This is a genomic window from Acinetobacter sp. S54 (assembly GCF_016624945.1).
Classification (GTDB): domain Bacteria; phylum Pseudomonadota; class Gammaproteobacteria; order Pseudomonadales; family Moraxellaceae; genus Acinetobacter.
Genome location: NZ_JACVUI010000016.1, coordinates 1 through 18625 on the forward strand (window position 1 = coordinate 1; position 18625 = coordinate 18625).

Here is an 18625-nt window from a genome sequence, read left to right on the forward strand (position 1 = left end):
GTCTGCCTTACAAGCAGAATGTCGGCGGTTCGATCCCGTCAGCGCCCACCATATCTGCTTTATCTTGCTTTTTCTTTTCGCTTTTCCTAAGCTTTCGTTTATTTGCCTTATTATTAGCATATGCGAAATCCTTATCGACGTCCTGTTGTATCTACGTCATCTCATTTGATGAATGATCCTAAAAATTTATATAAGCAATTTATAGAAACGTTGGTTTTTCAAAGTCATGTAGTCGGTTTGTATGATGAAGGCTGGGCATTATGTGCGACGCCAAGCGGACAGCAGGCATTTGCAATCTGGCATAATAAGCGTCTGGCCAAACTCTTGCAGAAAGGAAGTTGGCAAAGCTATCAGCTTCAGGAAATTTCGCTTTTAACTCTAGTGCAGCAACTCATTCCCTATTTGCGTCAACAAAATACCTTGCTTTCTTTAAATCTGACTCCCGAAGGGCAAAATTTACTGGTCAAACCTGAAAGCTTTTTGGCAGATATAAAAAGCTTCCTTTATCAATTGTATGTAAAAAAGCCAGAAGTCTTTGCTGATTTAAAGTTGCCTTTACCTCGTTCTATTCGACTCAATTGATTAGTATTCATTGAGTACCCAACCACTTAAGTAAGCAAAATATTCACGTAGCCATGCGTTATAACGAATTAGAAGCGGGGTAGGTGCAGCAATCAAATAAACATTGCTATAGCCTTGTTTTTGAGCGATGGCTTTGGCACGAATAGTATGAAAGTCGCTGGTGACAATCGCAATGGGGTCAGTAAGCTGGATTTGATGATGTGTGAGAATAGCCTGACTATTTTTTAAATTAAGCTCTGTGCTAGTACTTTGATTCTCCAGCGCCATTTGTGCAAAAGGCAGTGCATAGTGTTGTTGTAAATATTGCGCCATGATGGCAGCTTCCGTCTTTGTTTCTCCAAAGTCTAAACCACCTGTCAGGATGAGTAACGCCTTTGGTTGAGTTTTGGCAAGAGGTGCTGCGGTATCTAATCGTTTTGCAAGCGCTGCTGAAGGTTTTCCATTTTCAATTCCGCTGCCCAATACAATAATTGATTTTACAGGGGGAATGGATTGGCTATTTTGGATTTGCACTGTTAAGAATATAAAGAATGCAAAAAGTGTGATTAACCAGACACTGAAGATTCCCCATCCGAAACGCCAGAATTTTTTTAGTGTAAGATGTTGCTTGAGCCATTGCTGGATCTGAAGATAAAAGCAAGCGTAAGCACAGAAAATAAGCCCGATCAGTAGAGGTAAAATTATCCCTAAATGAATTTTTCGATAGGATAAAAGCAATACTGCATCTGCAAATAAAATCAAACCGATAATAAATAAGCTAAGACGTATAAAAAAAATAGCGGACATATCAAATATTCTTATGTAAGGCTGGTAGCGTCATAATCGAAACTAACTTTAGCAATTTCATTAGATAGAGTCGAATAAAAAAAGGGATATTCCAATAACTTGGAATATCCCTTCTAATTAATTGCAAATGTGGGTGATCTAATCTAGTAAACATCTCGACGGTAACGTCCATTTAAGCGCAACTCGTCCATTCGAGATTCACCTAAAATATTGTTGAGTACCTGATCGACACCGCTAGCCATACCCTCGATACTACCGCAGACATAAATCACGGCATCGCGATCAATCCATGCTTTAAGTTCTTCGGCCTGTTGTTGCAGCACATCTTGTACATAAGTTCGTTGTTCTTGATCACGGGAGAACGCTAAATCCAGTCGTTTAAGCATTCCCATATTTTGCCACGCTTCAATTGTTGTCTGATAAAAAAAGTCACAGCTGCGCTGTCTTTCCCCAAATATTAACCAATTTTCTGCGTAATCTTGACGGGTGCGTGCATGCAATAAACTCATTAAACCTGCGATACCCGTACCATTACCGATACAGATAATCGGACGGTTATCATCAATTAAATGAAAAGATTCGTTAGTCCGAATTCGTAAGGCAATAGGATCATTGACTTGAGTATGCTCGGTTAGCCAACCTGAACCAAGTCCAAGTTGACCTTGTTGATCATATTGTTGACGAACTGTAAGCCTTAAGAATAATTGTGTTGGAATGCTGGCGATCGAGTACTCGCGTGTAGGTAGGATCGGAAGCTGTTCAAGCAAATGTTCTACATTGGCAAAAGGTTCAATTTCTACAGTCAGATCTTTATCCCAAAGTGCGTGTTGAATAGAAATCGATAAAGATCCAACCTGTGTTTCAGGATGTACATGATAGTGTTGCAAAAATTGTTGAATGAGGGCTGGACTATTTCCAGGTTGAATTTCTGCAATATCTCCAGCTTGCCAATGGACTTCATGTTTAGGCGTTAATTCAATGTTATAGGCTGGTGCTCCGAGACTTTCAGGGTTAAGTAATGTGCGCTTATCCAGTATCCAGGTATCAAATGTCTTTTCAATACTCATGGATTGAAGCTCAAGTTTACTTGCTTTGGCTAAAGCATCATTCCAGTGCTGAATATCATCATTGTTGCCATTATTAACTTCAATTAAATCAAATAATGGCTCAGCCCCCGATTGTTTTAACCACTCATCTACGCGATGCCCAAAACTACAGTAGGTATCTGGATATTCATGTGAACCTAAAGCCAATACTGCATAATGGATATGACTTAAATCTATATTCGAGCTTAAAAACTTTTTCTCAAAACCACTGGCCAAATCAGGCGCTTCACCCGTGCCATAGGTACTCACTACAAATAAAATCTGTGATGTATTTTTAAGTTCATCCTCAGTTAATTGTTGTACAGATTTAACGGTAACAGGCTGATGTGCTTCTTGGAGACTGTTGGCTGTACGCCATGCCAATTGTTCGGATACGCCTGTCTGGGATGCATAAGTAATGAGCCAGGGTGTTGCATTGGGATCAATATAATGATCAGCGAGCTGATTACGTGCAGTTTGAGTCAGCCGTTTCTGCTTACGACGTTTCAGGTAAAGCATCCAACCTGTCACAAAAAATAATGGCATTGCCAATGAAGCCAGCATAGCAAAAAACTGATAAACAGGGCCAAAGAAGCTACCTCGATGCACAGGCAACATACTGCTCATGATTTTTTCATTGAGCTTTTTATCTTGGTACAGCTCTAGTTTTTCAAATTTGTGAGTTTGATAATTATAAATTGCGCTATTACGTGCGCGTTCATGCTGTGCAACTGGATCAACAAAACTAAGTTCGATTGAACCATCTGCTTTTTTTGGTAAATTGAGCGTTAATGTTGAATAATCACGGCCAATTTTCTGATTAAAGTCTGTCCATGTTTGATTCAGGGCTTGCTGGATTTGAACAGAGGATAAAGCTGATTGATCTCGCTCTGCTTGTCGTGCACTTGATCTTTGTGTATTCGGCTGATGATTACGCTGCATAATTTGTGTTGTATTATTTGCAGATTGTGGACGACCGCCATGTTCCTGATTTTGAGTGTTGGAGCCACCTTTACGTTCTTTAGTGCTTTCCTGCATCTGCGGTTTGGGTTGTTCAACCCCCATGACTTTAAACATGCCACTACGCCACCAGTCATATGACCAATACAATCCTGTACAGGCCAAAATTAGATAGAACACAACGACCCATGTTCCAACGACTGCATGTAAATCCCAAATAAAATTACGTCCCTTAAGTTTGGGTTTTACAAACAGCCATTGGCGTAGAGAATGTTTTTTCGGCCAACGCAAATACAGTCCACTTAGCACGAAGAAAATCAGCATCAGCGTACATGCACCTGTAATTTGTTTCCCTACAGGGCCAAAGGTAAGTGTACGATGAAGTTGCTGCACAAACTGGAAAAAACCTCGCCCCTTGATTTCTGGTAGAACTTGAGCGGTATAAGGATTGACCATCATGTTGTAGCCACGACGTTCACCTTCTTTCGCGATATTTACCGTAGATGAAGCTTCTGGATCTTTGGCAATGGTAATACTGTTGATTTTTATACTGGGATCCTGATGGCTAAAGTGCTGATAAAGCTGAACAGGGGTGAGTTTCGGCTGTTGTTGAGCTTGTACCACATAACTATCTTGATTGATCCATTTTAGGATTTGTTGTTCGTAGGAGTAAATTGCTCCCGTCACTCCCATTAATGAAAGAATGAGCCCAGCTGAAATCCCTAAAAACCAATGAACCTGAAAAAACGTTTTTTTAAACATGGTAATAGACAATATTTTAAGCGACGTAAGTGAGAAAATTATAATGGAATATTACGGAGATACTATGGATTTTGTAGATAATATTAATTTTCATTATCATTTATTATTGCATCTATAAAAAAACCTCCATGAAGGAGGCTTTTTATTGAGATGACCGAACTTTAAATACTTTTAGGTTCGCCAACAGTTTCAGTCAAATGCTTACGAATAGTATTAAATGAAAAATTTCTTGAATCCATACGCTTAGGTAAAATATACGCACCTTGTTGACCCTTTACCTTGAAATTCATCAGGATAAAATCAGGAGCATTATACCATTCATAAATATCCTTCCAACCAATGGTGCCGACACCTTCTTGCGCACCCATTTGTTGACGCATCACAAGACCATGAGGTTGTACGCCTAAACGAATACCTTTAATTTCCTGAACAGGAAATTCATTCATCTTGCGTTTTACATACCATTCAAGACCGTATTTACGAATCAAGAAGTACAACACCACACAGACAATGGCAACCCAACAAAATATAGTGGAATAGTTTTTTAATAAGACTATGCCAGCAAGAGATAATGCAACGACTACAGCCATTATAATCCATGCTTTTGTGCTGATTTTGTTGGTGCTACGCCAAATCATAAGCTGTGCATTGCGTTGTTCAGCTTCAGAAATTTCGTAGTTAACAGGCTGTAAAGTATAAGCGTATAGAGTTTTCGCGGTCATAGTGCAAATAGTGAGTTTCAAACTGATTGGAGTTTAGCATTAATTTAGCCAATCTCGTGAATATATTCTGCCATTTTACGGGGAATTATAATGATCCCAATTCGGTGGCATCATTATCCCGATCGTGACTTAGACTTTGTTTAAGTCGACTCAGCTGATTCAAAATGCTGAGCATTAGTGACAACTGCTGTAAAATAATTAAAGAGGTCTGATCTTCCTTACTATTTTGTTTTAAGCGTTGTCGAATGGTCTGCAACATATTTTGTGAGCTTAAATCAGGGACTTCATCACGTAGAAGAGCCCCTTGAATATCATCCAGTGCCTGGTCGAGTAAGTTTAAAATATCCTGATCCTGACTTTGCTCACGATGCGCGCCCAGCGCAGCAATATAACTTAGAAATGTGTGATTCAGGCATAAAAACTCAAAAGCCAGCGTTTTTTGATAAGGATCAAAATCAGGTTCTGTGGCCAAGGTCGAAATTAAAGATGCGACTTCTGCATCGGTATTATGCGCAGCACGACGTGCTATACGATAATTTAAGCCATTATCACGCCCATCGTGATATTGGCGGACGACATCTTTTAAATAATTACATTGTGCTTGTAATGAGCGTTGAATGGTGCGGGGCAGGCGTCGAAATTTCCAGTCTGGCCAAATAAAACTCACACCAAACCACGCCAGAGCACAACCAATTAAGGTATCGATGAGCCGAGGTAAACCCGCAGAAAAACCTGAACTGTCCAAGTTAAAATTAATTAAGGCCAGAATCGTAATAAACGCGGTGGCTTGTGCATATTGCTTACTGCGTAACTCAAAGAAAAGCACACCGCTAATGACCAATAACAGTAGTTGTCCTTCTAGTGACGGTACAAAATATAAAATGGCAAGCCCACAAATAATACCTGCCAGCGTTCCAACTACCCGCAGTCTTAGACGCCGTTTAGTTGCATTGAAGTTAGGTTGACTTACAAATAAAGCGGTCAGAAGAATCCAATAGCCATATTTAATACCCGTAATTTGTACAAAAATATAAGCAATGAGCAGCACGATTGATAATCGAATGGCATGCCGAAACAAGACCGACTCTGGGGTTAAGTTTTGTTTGATACGTGTGACAATATCACTCCAGCCTTTTAAGTCATCATCTTTCAATTGATGTTCAAATTGCTTGTTTTTTTCAAGACTGATGCTTCGTTCTGTTTCCAGATTACGTAATTGTGCGTCAATTGATTTTAGATTTTGATATAAGGCATATAACGCATTGACCCAGACCTGATCATAAAATTGTTCTTTCTGTAGTTTTTCTAGGGAAAGCTTTAGGTTTTCAAAAGCATGTTTAAAACGTTTATTATGAATATAGGGCTGACGTTTAAGAATACTCTGACTTAAATCCTGACAGGCCTTGCCCTGAATTGATAAAATGCGCTGGAAGCGGAATAAAATATCACTATGCTGAAATACTTTGGACAGTTCCTGATAGTTGATATGTGCTGAATCTGCGCGTTCATGAATATCCTGAACCACAAAATAATAATGCAGACTACGACGAGTATCTTTTTGTCCACGGTCACCCTTTAGGCGGGTAAGTAGGGCTGTTTTAGTATCGTTGAAAATGCCAATTAATTTGCCATTTTCCAATGAAAGATCAATCATGCTTTGTTGATAGCTTTCAGGTGTCATATCAACATCAAACAAATTAGACTTTGCAAATAAAAAGTTACCCAGAGCTTCATAACAGGCACTGAGTTTGTCTTGTAAAGGACGTACAGGAAAAAGTAAAAAGCTAATGGTTGAAATTACACCATACCATGCTGCCCCAATCACCAGTAACAGCGGTTGCATATACCATTCATCAAATAGATGCACACCCAGCATAGAATAAACTGAAACCACCAAACAACCATAAGAGATGGTTGCATAACGCCTTCCTAAAGAACCTAATAAAATCCACCCGATACATGAGGCAATCAAGCCAATCGCAAACAGAAATGGATAGGGAAATAATAATTGAACGGATGCCGCAGTAATAAAAAATCCAATATAGGTATAGACTAGATTGAGAATTCGCACAGAAAAGCGATCATCAATATCACTTAAGCCAGCGGCGACAACACCCAAGGTTAAAGGAATAGTTGCCAGCTGGAAATCAAGGAAATAGGGAACAAATGCAGTACCGGCAAATGCAATTAACATGCGCAGGTTATACATTAATGTCGTATTATAGGTGGCTCTTCTGACATGCGCGAATAAGGGTTTCAAAGCGAATCCTTTATAACCAATGTGAAATGGGCTCAAATTTAGGTCAGCCCAAGAATTACGTTTGGAAAATACTTGTTCTATAGCCTGAATCATACTATGGACAGTGTTGGCTTGTCTTTACAACCACTATTTAAAATTGAAATGTAGATATGTCTGAAAATGGATCACGACAGCAGTATTCATCTGCTTGGATCATGCTACTGGCTTTACTGACTGCACTAGGGCCATTATCGATTGATATGTATTTGCCTGCTTTGCCGCAAATGGCGAATGATTTTGGGGTCAGTACCCAAATGATGGCAAATACACTTCCAGCATATTTCTTTGGTCTCGCTATGGGGCAACTGATTTATGGGCCGATTAGTGACCGAATTGGGCGGAAAAAGCCGCTTTATGTGGGACTCAGTTTATATGCGATCGCTAGTCTATTGTGTATCTTTGCGACCAGTGAGTGGAGCCTGATTGCTTTACGTGTTGTGCAAGCATTAGGTGGTTGTGTCGGTGTGGTCATAGCCCGTGCAGCCATACGTGATCGACTTGATGTTCAAGGCTCAGCTCAGGCATTTTCCAGCATGATGATCGTCATGGGGATTGCCCCTATCGCAGCACCAGCACTTGGTGCTTGGATTCTTTATTTCTTTAGCTGGCATGCAGTATTCGTTTTTCTTTCTGTAATGGGATGTCTTTGTCTATTTTGTGTGCATTTCTTTTTTAAGGAAACATTACAACCTACACGTCGTCTAAAATTAACTTTCAATCAAATATTAACTTTATATGCAGCCATTTTAAAAGACAAAAGTTTTCGTTTCCCTATGTTTGCAGGTTGTTTAACAGGAGGAGCATTGTTTAGCTATATTAGTTCAGCGTCTCCTGTTTTTATGGATATGTATGGTTTAAATCAGCAGCAATTTGCCTATGCCTTTGGTTTTAATGCGTTGGGGATTATTATCCTTTCATCGATCAATAAGCGTCTGGTGACGAGACTGAATACTATTCGGCGTCTAAAGTTAGGGGGCTTAATTCAATTTTCTGGTGCAGCGGTTGTACTTTTGAGTGGTCTACTAGAACACGCGCCATTAGTCATGGTAATGCTCGGTTTATTTTTTGCGGTTTCAGGTTTGGGGTTTACTGGCCCAAATGCGATGGCGTTGGCAATGTCGCAGCAAGGCGCACGCGCAGGGACAGCCAGTGCTATTATGGGAAGTATGCAGTTTGCTGTGGGTTTGCTTGGTGGTTTACTACTTAATTTCTTGATCTGGACTTCATTGTTAAATATGGGAATTATGATGGTTCTCTTTACTGGAGCAGGTCTACGGGCAATTGCCAAAATTGCTGCACAGAGCAATCAACAGCAAGCTTGATTCTTCTGCCAATAAAAAAAACAGACCCAATAATGGGTCTATTTTTTATCTGCTATGATTTATTCACTGAGAAATACAGCAAAACTTTCAACGGGTTCACGTGGTGTAATAAAGGTATTCACAATATCGTCAGGATCGGCATAACCAAGCGCAATCGTACATACCAATTCCTCATCTTCAGAGGCTCCGACTACATCCAACACAATGGGATGGAAATGATTCCAAGCTGCTTGTGGACACGTATCCAGTCCACGGGCTTTGGCTGCAACCATGACATTTTGAATCATCATGGAAATGTCCATTTTTGAACCGATGCCCATTGCCTTGTTGACAGTAAAATATAAACCAACAGGCGCATCAAACAATTTGTAGTTACGCAATTGTTGTGCAGCCATTTTTTCCTTTTCACCTTTCTGGATATTCAATAATCCATAGAGCCCCCAGCCATTTTCACGACGACGGTCAATAAAAGGCGAAATCCATTTTTCTGGGTAATAGGGAAAGGTTTCCTGATATTCACCCGCTTTTTCTGGATTAGCATAGATTGCTAATTGAGCTTCACATACCCGATTGATCATTTCATCACGTTTTTTTCCAGTGACGACATAAACTTTCCATGGCTGAGTATTGGTACCAGAAGGGGCACGGCTTGAAACCTCTAAAATGTCTTTAATGGTTTGTGGATCAACCGATGTAGGTAAAAAAGCGCGAACTGAATGTCTTGAACGAATTGCATTGTCCACGAGTTGAACTTGCTCGGGATTCATAGGAGTTCCTTTCTCATTAAGCTATAAAACATATGCAAACTATAAAGGATATGAGGCCAATTTTTAACTTATTTTCTATTCAATTGATTATTTGATGGAAAATATGACTTACATTGAGGTCGAGTTTTGACAGCCATATTGCAATGAGTTGAACCTCTTTAAAGTACAAAATATAAGCTTATCTGTTCATTTCATCGGATTATGTTGAGAGAATGATTAAATTTTCTTCAGAGTATTTCCAAAAAAAATTAATCAATTAGTCTAATATCATATTTGTACGTCTGTGTAGATTAAGTTTTTATGAAAAAATGTAAACTTATGAATTTAAAAGACTAAATCCTTAAATTAAGCTGTTTTTTTCATCACAAACACAATTTAATAGTAGAAAATAAACAAAAAACATCATTTTTTTGCATAATGTGCCCCTTTTTTAATTGTGACGAAATCTCCATACTCGTGGTGGGAGAAAGAGATGATTGAGATCTCAAGCTCCACAGGATGAAAAAACGGTTCATGATTAACCAACCAATAACAATGAAGGAAGTTCATACATGAGTTTACCCCTCATCAGAAAACAGTTTATTAAGCACGGTCTTGCAATTGCAACTGCTTCAATTATGGCATCTACAGCTTATGCGGGGACAAGTGAGCAGCAAGAGATCCAACAATTACGTTCAGAAGTCGCAGAACTTCGCGCATTGATCCAACAACAGGCAGCAACTCAAAAACAAATCGTGGCAGAACAAAAAGCTCGACCCGCTTATGTTACTCCACCTCCAGCCCCAGTTCTTGCACAAGCGCCAGCTACACCAGCTCCAGCCAATGCAAAACCAGGCTGGTTAACTTTGCCAGATGGTCAAACTCAAGTGAAGTTGTACGGAAATGTGCGTGTTGATGCAGCCTACGACTTTAAAGGTACGACAGGTGGCATTAACAATAAAACAGGTCTTGTTCCATTAAATAAAGACAATCCAACTGAAGATTCTTTGAATGTTTCTGCGGCGGCTACACGTATCGGACTCGATATTGCACGCCAAACCGATTTAGGTGAATTGACAGGAAAAATTGAAGCAGACTTCTGGGGGGATGGTACCTCAAATGCGGATGGAAAACTTCGTATTCGTCATGCTTATGTATCATTAGGAAAATGGTTAGCAGGTCAAACCACTTCTCCATTTGTTAACACTGATACCACGCCTGATCTGATTGACTTTACTGGGCCAATGGGGGGCGGTACTCAGCGTAACGTTCAAGTTCGCTTTACTCAGCCAATTGATGCAAACCAAAAAGTGTTAGTAGCACTGGAAGGTGGTGATGTAGAAAATGGTAAAACTGCAGGTGGTGGTCGTTTCCCTGCTTTGACTGCACGTTATGACATCAAAACCAGTGATTCTAAAGGCTTGCTACAAGTTCATGGTCTAGCACATGAAAATCGTGTATCCACTAATGATTCTAATGATGAAGAAAAATGGGGTTGGGGCTTAGGCGTAGGCGGTAAATATCAGGTTACTCCTCAAGATGCCATTATGGCGAACTATTATCATGTTAAAGGGGATTCGCGTTATATCCTGTACAGTAACCAAAATAATGCTGCGTATTATACCAGCGGAAATGGTACAACTATTGGCTATGATATCGAAAACAATGAATTTGATACTGCTCAAATCGGCTATCAACGTAATTGGTCACCAAAATTACGTTCTGCATTCTCTTTAGCGGGTATGTGGTTTAAAGATGACAACACGTATGCTGAGAATAATCAAGGCTACAACAAGACGCTTTATAATGCGATTGCGAATATCATCTATACTCCTGTAAAAAATGTGGATCTAGGCGCTGAATATACATTTGGTAAGCGTGAAACATTTGCAGGTGACAAAGGTGATCTATCTCGTATCAATTTCTTGACACGCTATAGCTTCTAATTAACAGAGAAATTTATAATTTATTTCTGTTTTAAAAAACCACAGATGCATCTGTGGTTTTTTATGGTCTAAAAATTTCAAAAAATCATTTTTTAGGGGTGATTTTGTAATTTCTAAATTAGGCCTTAAATTGAATTCAGGCTAAGCGAGATTCGATTTATTTCATGCTCTCAGAGCATACTCTTAATACGTTGGCACTGTTTATTTTGGAGTTTTTTGAACATAAGGACTATTGATCGTAGCGATACAGGAATTGAATTGCTAACTTTTGCGTAGGAATTATGCAGTTTTTTTTGTGAATTTGATGAGCGCGACTGTCATTCAAGTTATTCTTAAGTTTTTTATGTCATAGTTAAAACTGTTTTAAGATCAGTTTAATTTGCAAATCATTAACAACAAAGTCTCTATGATTAGAGGCTTTTTTATTTGCTAAGTATTATTTAGGATAGCTGTCATAGCAATATGACAACAATAAGTGCTTTAAATATGAATGAACAATTAACCACAACCCTGATGTCATGGATCAGTTTTTTTAATGACCCTCTGTGGGATTTTCTCGTTATTTTTTTACTTGCTGCGGGTACATTTTATACCATCGCGACCAAGGCTGTGCAGATTCGTATGTTTTGGCAAAGTATCAAGGTAATGAAAGGCAGCCGAAAAGAGGGGGAAGATGAACACGGCATTACTCCATTTCAGGCATTTGTAACTGGGTTGGCCAGTCGTGTTGGCGTTGGAAATATTGCAGGTGTCGCAATTGCAATTGCGATAGGTGGCCCTGGTGCTGTTTTTTGGATGTGGGTTACTGCACTTTTAGGAATGAGTTCCGCATTTACCGAATCTACCCTTGCGCAACTTTTTAAGGTACGAGACAGTGAAACCAAGCAGTTTCGTGGTGGGCCTGCTTATTATATTACCCAAGGTTTAAAGAATAAGCTGTTTGGTATGGTGTTTGCCATTTCATTAATCTTTACATATGGTTTTGTTTTTAATTCTGTACAAATCAATGCGATTGCCAATGCTACTTCACATTCATGGGGATGGGATAAAGCAAATTTGACTTTGGGACTGGGTGGCCTAGATCTGGAAATATCATGGGTTGGTCTGGCTTTGGTTGTATTGGTTGCGATTGCTATTTTCGGTGGGATTAAACGGATTGCCAAATTTGCAGAGATGTTTGTGCCGATTAAGGCTGGACTCTATTTGGCCGCGGCTTTATATATTGCTTTAATTAATTATGATGTTGTTCCTGAAGTTTTTAAGCTTATTTTCACGGAGGCTTTTGCATTTAAAGCAGCAGCAGGCGGTTTCTTTGGGGGGATGATCTCCATGGCAATGATGCAGGGCATCAAGCGTGGTTTATTTTCTAATGAAGCGGGTATGGGTTCAGCACCCAATGCCGCTGCAGCATCTGATGTAAAGCATCCCGTAGATCAAGGTCTGGTACAGATGCTGGGTGTGTTCGTAGATACCTTTATTGTGTGTACGTCTACAGCCATGATTATTCTTATTTCAGGTGTATATCATGATGGTGGTGCGATTGGTGTTGAGATGACACAACGTGCACTCGAAAATGAACTGGGTAGCTGGGGAGGTGACTTTCTTGCTATTTTATTATTTTTATTCTGTTATTCGGCGGTATTGGGCAACTATGCGTATGCTGAAGGAAATATGCAGTTTATTAATAATAGTCCCAAAGTGATGTTTATCTTTCGTGTGTTCGTTTTAATCATGGTGTATTTTGGGGCAATTAGTAGTGTACCGTTAGTCTGGTCAATGGCCGATTTATTTATGGGCATAATGGCGACCATTAACTTGACCGCAATTTTATTATTGACGCCGTTTGTAAAATCTCTATTAAACGATTATACGCTTCAATTGAAAAATGGTATTAAACAACCAGAGTTTAAAATAGATCAGCATCCTGAGATGAAGAAAAAAGTCGATTCTGATATTTGGTAATTTTCAGACTGATCTAGTAAAAACCAGTTAGATTGATACCTGACTGGTTTTTTTATTTTATGCATAGAAAAAAAGGCTTTATGTGCTGGATTTGATGTATATCACGAGAAAAGAACATAATAAAAAATTCAAAATTTTCAATATTTAACATATAAATATGACGTTTTAAATAATTTGATACAGCATTTCAAAACAGATCAGAATAAAATCGATCCAGTAAAAAAGTGGTCTTATCGTGAAATGAAGTATCTCAATGCATGGATTTTGGGTATAGGTGTTTTGCTGGCAGGTTGTCAGCAAATGCCAGCATCATCTGAAACAATAAATGCCTTACAGCCTTTAAAAAATGCGCAGGAATCTGCGCTTTTCATGCCGCCTATGCCAACACAGCAAAATCAGCAGCACCCAAAAGTTGCTTTGGTTTTGGGTAGCGGTGGAGCACGTGGCTATGCACATATTGGGGTGATTGAAGTGCTTGAGCAACATGGGATTCATCCCGATTTTATTGTAGGCACTAGCGCGGGCAGCATAGTGGGCGCAATTTATGCTAGTGGTAAAAATGCACAGCAATTAAAACAAATCGCCTTAAATATGAAAGTGGGTGATGTACGTGAAATTACCTTTGATCGTAAAGGTTTTTTTGATGGACAAAAAGTAGAAGATTTTGTTAATCAACAAGTGGGTGATACACCTCTGGAAAAGCTTAAAATTCCTATGTATGTGGTCGCAACTGAGTTGAAAAATGGCAAAAAAACAGTTTTCAATTATGGCAATACAGGACAAGCGGTAAGAGCATCTATTTCGATTCCAAGTATGTTTGTTCCAACGGAAATCGATCACAAAGAATATGTGGATGGTGGTCTGGTTAGTCCTGTCCCAGTGGATGTAGCACGCCAGTTAGGTGCTGATATCGTGATTGCCGTGGATATTTTGGCGCAACCCGCCTATACCCCAACCACCAATATTTGGGGTTTATTTAACCAAAATATTAATATTATGCAGAACCGTCTAGCTACCGAAGAGCTAAAACATGCTGACATTGTGATCCAGCCTGAACTCCATGAGAAAGCGCATATTTTTGATGTCAAAGAGCGTGAAAATACGATTTCTTCAGGGGAAACAGCCGCAATGAAAAAAATAGGAGATATAGAAACTGCCTTTGCAATGCGTCAGCAAAAGTCCCAATTGCAATAAATCTTGTTAGATTCTAAAGCTGCCTAAGGGCAGTTTTTTTACGGGTTTTTCCTGTGAATACACAACATTGACAGGTTTTCGCAGCATTGTTATCTTGCGCAAATTTTCCATTGTTTTGTGATTAGTATGTCTTCTCATCATTTTATTTATCAACCGCCACTTGACCCTTTAGAGACGGTTTATGAGGATGCTGATTTCATTGTGGTGGATAAACCTGCGGGTTTATTATCGGTTATGGGGCGTTTACCCCAACATCAGGACAGCGCTTATTTGCGTGTTTTAAAACAATATCCTCATGCCAGAGTGACTCATCGTTTAGATATGGCAACATCAGGCTTACTGATGTTTGCTAAACACCGTCAAGCCGAAATTGCAATGGGGAAAATTTTTCAGGCGAGAACAATTAAAAAATATTATGTTGCTTTAGTGCAGGGGCAGATTGTGGATAAAGGTTGTGTAGATGTTCCACTTATAACGGATTGGCCCAATCGTCCCAAACAAAAAGTAGATTATGAACAAGGGAAGCACGCGAAAACATTGTATCAACTGCTGGACTATGACCACGAAAACCAATGCAGTCGGATTTTATTAGAGCCAGTGACAGGTCGTTCCCATCAACTGCGGGTGCATATGCAACATCTTGGGCATCCCATTTTGGGTGATAAACTTTATCATCCCACTCCATTTGCATGTGCTTTGCAACGTATGGCTTTACATGCTACTTCACTTACCTTCACACAGCCATTTTCTGAAGTTGAGGTTCAGCTTGAAATAAAGGCCCCTTTTTAGGTTTTCCCAGTTCAAATGGGATTTAAATTTGACCAACAAAATCCGTGTAAATTCACTCCAAACTGACATAAAACTAGGTTAAGCTATTGAGGTATCACAATCATAACAATGGATAACGACAATGAGCCGCAACTACGAACTTTTTCCAGATGATGATAATGGCAATGTACTTTGGCAAATGATTGAAGATGGCAATGATCTTACTGAGCCACATGAGTTTGAATTTACAGTTGTATTCAAGACACAAGAACAAGTTGAAAAATGCGCCCTGCATTTGCTGCATCAAGAGCAAAAAGTTTCTCTTTTTCAGGAAGATCAGCATGCTGATGGCTCTGACCTTTGGGTTTTAAATATTCATGTTACGATGATTCCTGAGCATGAAGACATACAGGACTTGGAAGAATGGTTTACCCGAATCGCGCAGGAATTTAATGGTGAATATGATGGCTGGGGCTGCATGAGCTATTTGTATGAATATGAAGATGACGAGCATCTTGAAAGTTAAATGCACTCAAAAGGGATATATTCGCTTTATAGATTTTGATAAAGGAATATATCTTTGAAATACTGGTCAAGTGTTCGACTTTGAATAAAAAAATAATAAGGCAGGAGAGACAACATGAGTGGTACAGTCACATTTCATCGCGTATTTAATGCTCCACCAGAGCGTGTTTATAGAGCATTTTTAGATCCAGAAGCACTGGTAAAATGGTTGCCACCACATGGTTTTACCGCCAAAGTACATTCGATGGATGCAAAGGAAGGCGGACAATACCGAATGTCATTTACCAACTTTTCTACGGGCTCAACGCATTCGTTTGGTGGAACCTATGTTGAGCTGATTCCTAACCAATTGATTCGGTATATTGACCAGTTTGATGACCCCGCACTTGCTGGAAATATGGAAGTAACTATTCAAATAAAAACGGTAAGTGTCGGAACTGAAATCTATATTACTCAATCAGGAATTCCAGAACTAATACCTGTTGATGCCTGTTATTTGGGCTGGCAAGAATCATTAACCTTATTGGGATGGTTGATTACTCCGGATATTCCTGATCAATAAAATGTTTTTAAAAACGAATCTTGTTTTCAAGGATAATTAAAATGATCCGCATTAAACGTGCGTATGATGATCCGACAACGAATGATGGTTTGCGAATTTTGGTCGATCGAATCTGGCCAAGAGGTTTAAGCAAAGAAAAGGCGCATTTAGCCAAATGGTTAAAAGAAATAGCTCCGAGTACAGAACTACGCCAATGGTTTAATCATGACCCTGAAAAATGGCAGGAGTTCCAGCACAAATATACGTTGGAATTACAACATAATGCTGCTTTGCATGAACTTGAACAATTAGCACATCAACAAACTATCACCTTAATTTATGCGGCTAAAGACACTCAGCATAATAATGCTGTGGTGTTACAACAAATATTGAGTGAAAAATTGGGATAAATCCATACAAAATACAAGGTTTTTGATCTTTAGCTGAAATCCAGTCATAATAAGGTTTTTCGAGTTTTTTTATGTCTTTACCTCATTGCCCAAAATGCCAATCAGAATATACCTATCAAGATGGCGACCTACTGATTTGTCCAGAATGTGCCAATGAATGGAAAGAAGGGGACGTTAGTTTAACGGAGCCAGACAGCATTATTAAAGATGCGCATGGGAACGTTTTGGTGGATGGTGATAGCGTCACTGTGATTAAAGATTTGAAAGTGAAAGGTTCATCTTCGGTCATTAAGGTAGGAACTAAGGTAAAAACCATTCGACTTGTTCCAGATGCAAATGATGGACATAATATCGATTGTAAAATTGATGGTTTTGGTCAAATGAAACTAAAGTCAGAGTTTGTAAAAAAAGCATAATAATGATCAAGGGAGCGAGGTTCTCCCTTTTTTAGATATAAGTTAAAGATTAAGGAAATCAAAATGGCATTTTCTGATCAGTATCGAGTTGGAGCACATGCTGTTATTACCAATATCGACGGCAAAGTTTTATTGTTAAAAGCCAATTACGGAAATTTCGCATGGGGATTACCAGGTGGTGGCATCGATCCTGGAGAGACCATATTACAGGGACTACAAAGGGAATGTGAAGAAGAATTAGGTCTGATCGTTCGGGTAGATTATTTGTCAGGACTATATTTACATACTGATATTAATGCCCATGTTAGTATTTTTCGTTGTCATTTACCTGATCAAGCTCAGATTCAGTTGAGTCATGAACATTCCGAGTATGCTTTTTTTACCATAGAGGAGTTGAGTCTCCTTCAAAAAAGACGTGTTCAGGATAGTCTGGATTTTAATGGGCAAGTGATCTTCAGAGCGTTCTGACCAACCATTGCTTTTTATTGATTTATATAATCAAAGTAAAAAAAAGAATAAAAAATAAGCTGATTCCTGCTAAAAAATCGTCTATATTTCATAAATAAAGTTTAAAAACAAAGCATAGAACAACACACAACAAGAGGTGATTATGGCTGGATGGTATGAGTTGAGCAAGGCAAAAGATGGTCAATATCGTTTTGTACTTAAAGCGGGGAATGGGGAAATTATTTTAACCAGTGAGCTTTATAAGGCGAAAGCCTCTGCTGAAAATGGTATTACTTCCGTACAGAATAATAGTGGGGATGATGCTCGCTATGAAAAATTAACTGCAAAAAATGATAAACCCTATTTTAATCTTAAGGCCGCAAATCATCAGATTATTGGGACCAGCCAGTTCTATGCTTCTGAACAGTCGAGAGACAAGGGCATCGAGTCGGTGAAAACAAATGGCGCAACGACGACCATAAAGGATTTAAGTCTAGCTGATTCTTAGTCAATTTTTTATTGATATTAAAACCACCTTTATGGTGGTTTTTTAGTCCTTCTTTTTTTAAAGATGAGTGTGCAATTTACCTGAATCGCACAAATTTTAACTGGTGAAAGATCTACTTTTTTGCCAAGCTTGTTGAGAAATAACAACAAAAAAGGGTTAGCGTGTGGACATTGAAATTATTGGTAACCAACAAAGTGCTAATGAGATCTTGGCTTTAACTCAAATATGGGAGCAGGCTTTAAACCAGCATGATCTTGCTGAAATGACTCAGGATTATGTAGATAATGTCAGCGTTTTTGATGTTGCGTTGCAAATAGAAGATGTACAAGCCTATCGTAAACTGTGGCAACAATGCTTTCCATATTTTGGTGATCATATTCAAGTGTTTCGACGAAAATTAACGATTTATGCTTCCGATCAAGTGGTATTTTTGCATTGTTATTCAAAAGTGCTGGGAGATGCTCAAACTTCGGCTGAAGATGTACCGTGGTGCCGCACAACAGTGGGCTTTTATAAAGAATCACAAAAATGGAAAGTGGTACACGAACATATCTCCATGCCTTTTGACTGTGAAAAGCAGCAACCGTTGTATATTTTGGCTGAACCCTAGTAAACGTAATTAAATCTTTAAATCAGTCGGGATG

At 39.0% G+C, this 18625-nt stretch carries 18 protein-coding genes; 13 read left to right on the forward strand and 5 right to left on the reverse strand.

All coding sequences use genetic code 11. The features are described 5' to 3' along the window. Positions 1 to 120 precede the first annotated feature (120 nt). A complete protein-coding gene (locus IAE20_RS15130) occupies positions 121 to 582 on the forward strand; it encodes a DUF2750 domain-containing protein (RefSeq protein WP_200461615.1) in 462 nt (153 codons plus the stop codon). On the opposite strand, the gene IAE20_RS15135 is transcribed toward IAE20_RS15130, so the two are convergent. The 4 genes from IAE20_RS15135 to yccS all read right to left on the reverse strand — a co-directional run bounded on the left by IAE20_RS15135 (position 583) and on the right by yccS (position 7157). Then, positions 583 to 1368, reverse strand: a complete 786-nt coding sequence (locus IAE20_RS15135; RefSeq protein WP_200482741.1) for a YdcF family protein — start codon at positions 1366 to 1368, stop codon at positions 583 to 585. A 143-nt stretch (positions 1369 to 1511) separates the two neighbouring features. Beyond that, entirely contained in the window at positions 1512 to 4175 is a 2664-nt protein-coding gene (locus tag IAE20_RS15140; RefSeq protein WP_200482740.1) for a PepSY domain-containing protein, read from the reverse strand. Between the two features lie 161 nt (positions 4176 to 4336). After that, positions 4337 to 4897 carry a hypothetical protein gene (locus tag IAE20_RS15145; RefSeq protein ID WP_200461612.1) on the reverse strand — a complete coding sequence of 187 codons (561 nt, stop codon included), beginning with the start codon at positions 4895 to 4897 and terminating at the stop codon, positions 4337 to 4339. 85 nt (positions 4898 to 4982) lie between these two features. Continuing rightward, complete coding sequence (yccS, locus tag IAE20_RS15150) at positions 4983 to 7157, reverse strand: YccS family putative transporter (RefSeq protein WP_200482739.1); 2175 nt, start codon at positions 7155 to 7157, stop codon at positions 4983 to 4985. Positions 7158 to 7306: 149 nt separating this feature from the next. Between yccS and IAE20_RS15155 the strand changes: the two genes are divergently transcribed. Continuing rightward, positions 7307 to 8518 (forward strand): multidrug effflux MFS transporter, encoded by a 1212-nt coding sequence (locus IAE20_RS15155; RefSeq protein WP_200482738.1) that lies wholly within the window; start codon positions 7307 to 7309, stop codon positions 8516 to 8518. 59 nt (positions 8519 to 8577) lie between these two features. Here the strand turns inward: IAE20_RS15155 and IAE20_RS15160 are convergent, their stop codons facing one another. Next, on the reverse strand, positions 8578 to 9285 hold the full coding sequence (locus IAE20_RS15160; protein WP_200482737.1) for a nitroreductase: 708 nt from the start codon (positions 9283 to 9285) through the stop codon (positions 8578 to 8580). Positions 9286 to 9836: 551 nt separating this feature from the next. Here IAE20_RS15160 and IAE20_RS15165 point away from each other — a divergent pair. From IAE20_RS15165 to IAE20_RS15215, 11 genes are all read left to right on the forward strand, one after another. Further along, entirely contained in the window at positions 9837 to 11210 is a 1374-nt protein-coding gene (locus tag IAE20_RS15165) for a DcaP family trimeric outer membrane transporter (protein WP_200461608.1), read from the forward strand. Positions 11211 to 11696: 486 nt separating this feature from the next. Next, positions 11697 to 13172, forward strand: coding sequence for an alanine/glycine:cation symporter family protein (locus tag IAE20_RS15170; protein WP_200482736.1), 1476 nt, complete (start codon positions 11697 to 11699; stop codon positions 13170 to 13172). Between the two features lie 240 nt (positions 13173 to 13412). Then, positions 13413 to 14366, forward strand: coding sequence for a patatin-like phospholipase family protein (locus IAE20_RS15175; protein ID WP_200461606.1), 954 nt, complete (start codon positions 13413 to 13415; stop codon positions 14364 to 14366). A 126-nt stretch (positions 14367 to 14492) separates the two neighbouring features. Beyond that, positions 14493 to 15155: a pseudouridine synthase gene (locus IAE20_RS15180; protein ID WP_200482735.1), complete on the forward strand. Its 663-nt coding sequence runs from the start codon at positions 14493 to 14495 to the stop codon at positions 15153 to 15155. Positions 15156 to 15276: 121 nt separating this feature from the next. Next, positions 15277 to 15660 carry a ribonuclease E inhibitor RraB gene (locus IAE20_RS15185; protein ID WP_200461605.1) on the forward strand — a complete coding sequence of 128 codons (384 nt, stop codon included), beginning with the start codon at positions 15277 to 15279 and terminating at the stop codon, positions 15658 to 15660. Between the two features lie 114 nt (positions 15661 to 15774). Continuing rightward, complete coding sequence (locus tag IAE20_RS15190; RefSeq protein WP_200482734.1) at positions 15775 to 16221, forward strand: SRPBCC family protein; 447 nt, start codon at positions 15775 to 15777, stop codon at positions 16219 to 16221. Positions 16222 to 16262: 41 nt separating this feature from the next. Then, entirely contained in the window at positions 16263 to 16610 is a 348-nt protein-coding gene (locus IAE20_RS15195) for a DUF488 domain-containing protein (protein WP_200482733.1), read from the forward strand. A gap of 71 nt (positions 16611 to 16681) precedes the next feature. Beyond that, complete coding sequence (locus IAE20_RS15200) at positions 16682 to 17026, forward strand: zinc ribbon domain-containing protein YjdM (protein ID WP_200482732.1); 345 nt, start codon at positions 16682 to 16684, stop codon at positions 17024 to 17026. Between the two features lie 63 nt (positions 17027 to 17089). Further along, complete coding sequence (locus IAE20_RS15205) at positions 17090 to 17494, forward strand: NUDIX hydrolase (protein WP_200482731.1); 405 nt, start codon at positions 17090 to 17092, stop codon at positions 17492 to 17494. 142 nt (positions 17495 to 17636) lie between these two features. Then, a complete protein-coding gene (locus IAE20_RS15210; protein WP_200461600.1) occupies positions 17637 to 17981 on the forward strand; it encodes a YegP family protein in 345 nt (114 codons plus the stop codon). 163 nt (positions 17982 to 18144) lie between these two features. After that, entirely contained in the window at positions 18145 to 18591 is a 447-nt protein-coding gene (locus IAE20_RS15215) for a YybH family protein (RefSeq protein WP_200461599.1), read from the forward strand. Positions 18592 to 18625 lie beyond the last annotated feature (34 nt).

What these genes read in the sequence shown, in the direction of transcription:
- IAE20_RS15130 (WP_200461615.1), top strand. Translation starts at nt 121, where the DNA reads ATGCGAAATCCTTATCGACGTCCTGTTGTATCTACGTCATCTCATTTG.
- IAE20_RS15135 (WP_200482741.1), bottom strand. Translation starts at nt 1,368, where the DNA reads ATGTCCGCTATTTTTTTTATACGTCTTAGCTTATTTATTATCGGTTTG.
- IAE20_RS15140 (WP_200482740.1), bottom strand. Translation starts at nt 4,175, where the DNA reads ATGTTTAAAAAAACGTTTTTTCAGGTTCATTGGTTTTTAGGGATTTCA.
- IAE20_RS15145 (WP_200461612.1), bottom strand. Translation starts at nt 4,897, where the DNA reads ATGACCGCGAAAACTCTATACGCTTATACTTTACAGCCTGTTAACTAC.
- IAE20_RS15155 (WP_200482738.1), top strand. Translation starts at nt 7,307, where the DNA reads ATGTCTGAAAATGGATCACGACAGCAGTATTCATCTGCTTGGATCATG.
- IAE20_RS15160 (WP_200482737.1), bottom strand. Translation starts at nt 9,285, where the DNA reads ATGAATCCCGAGCAAGTTCAACTCGTGGACAATGCAATTCGTTCAAGA.
- IAE20_RS15165 (WP_200461608.1), top strand. Translation starts at nt 9,837, where the DNA reads ATGAGTTTACCCCTCATCAGAAAACAGTTTATTAAGCACGGTCTTGCA.
- IAE20_RS15170 (WP_200482736.1), top strand. Translation starts at nt 11,697, where the DNA reads ATGAATGAACAATTAACCACAACCCTGATGTCATGGATCAGTTTTTTT.
- IAE20_RS15175 (WP_200461606.1), top strand. Translation starts at nt 13,413, where the DNA reads ATGAAGTATCTCAATGCATGGATTTTGGGTATAGGTGTTTTGCTGGCA.
- IAE20_RS15180 (WP_200482735.1), top strand. Translation starts at nt 14,493, where the DNA reads ATGTCTTCTCATCATTTTATTTATCAACCGCCACTTGACCCTTTAGAG.
- IAE20_RS15185 (WP_200461605.1), top strand. Translation starts at nt 15,277, where the DNA reads ATGAGCCGCAACTACGAACTTTTTCCAGATGATGATAATGGCAATGTA.
- IAE20_RS15190 (WP_200482734.1), top strand. Translation starts at nt 15,775, where the DNA reads ATGAGTGGTACAGTCACATTTCATCGCGTATTTAATGCTCCACCAGAG.
- IAE20_RS15195 (WP_200482733.1), top strand. Translation starts at nt 16,263, where the DNA reads ATGATCCGCATTAAACGTGCGTATGATGATCCGACAACGAATGATGGT.
- IAE20_RS15200 (WP_200482732.1), top strand. Translation starts at nt 16,682, where the DNA reads ATGTCTTTACCTCATTGCCCAAAATGCCAATCAGAATATACCTATCAA.
- IAE20_RS15205 (WP_200482731.1), top strand. Translation starts at nt 17,090, where the DNA reads ATGGCATTTTCTGATCAGTATCGAGTTGGAGCACATGCTGTTATTACC.
- IAE20_RS15210 (WP_200461600.1), top strand. Translation starts at nt 17,637, where the DNA reads ATGGCTGGATGGTATGAGTTGAGCAAGGCAAAAGATGGTCAATATCGT.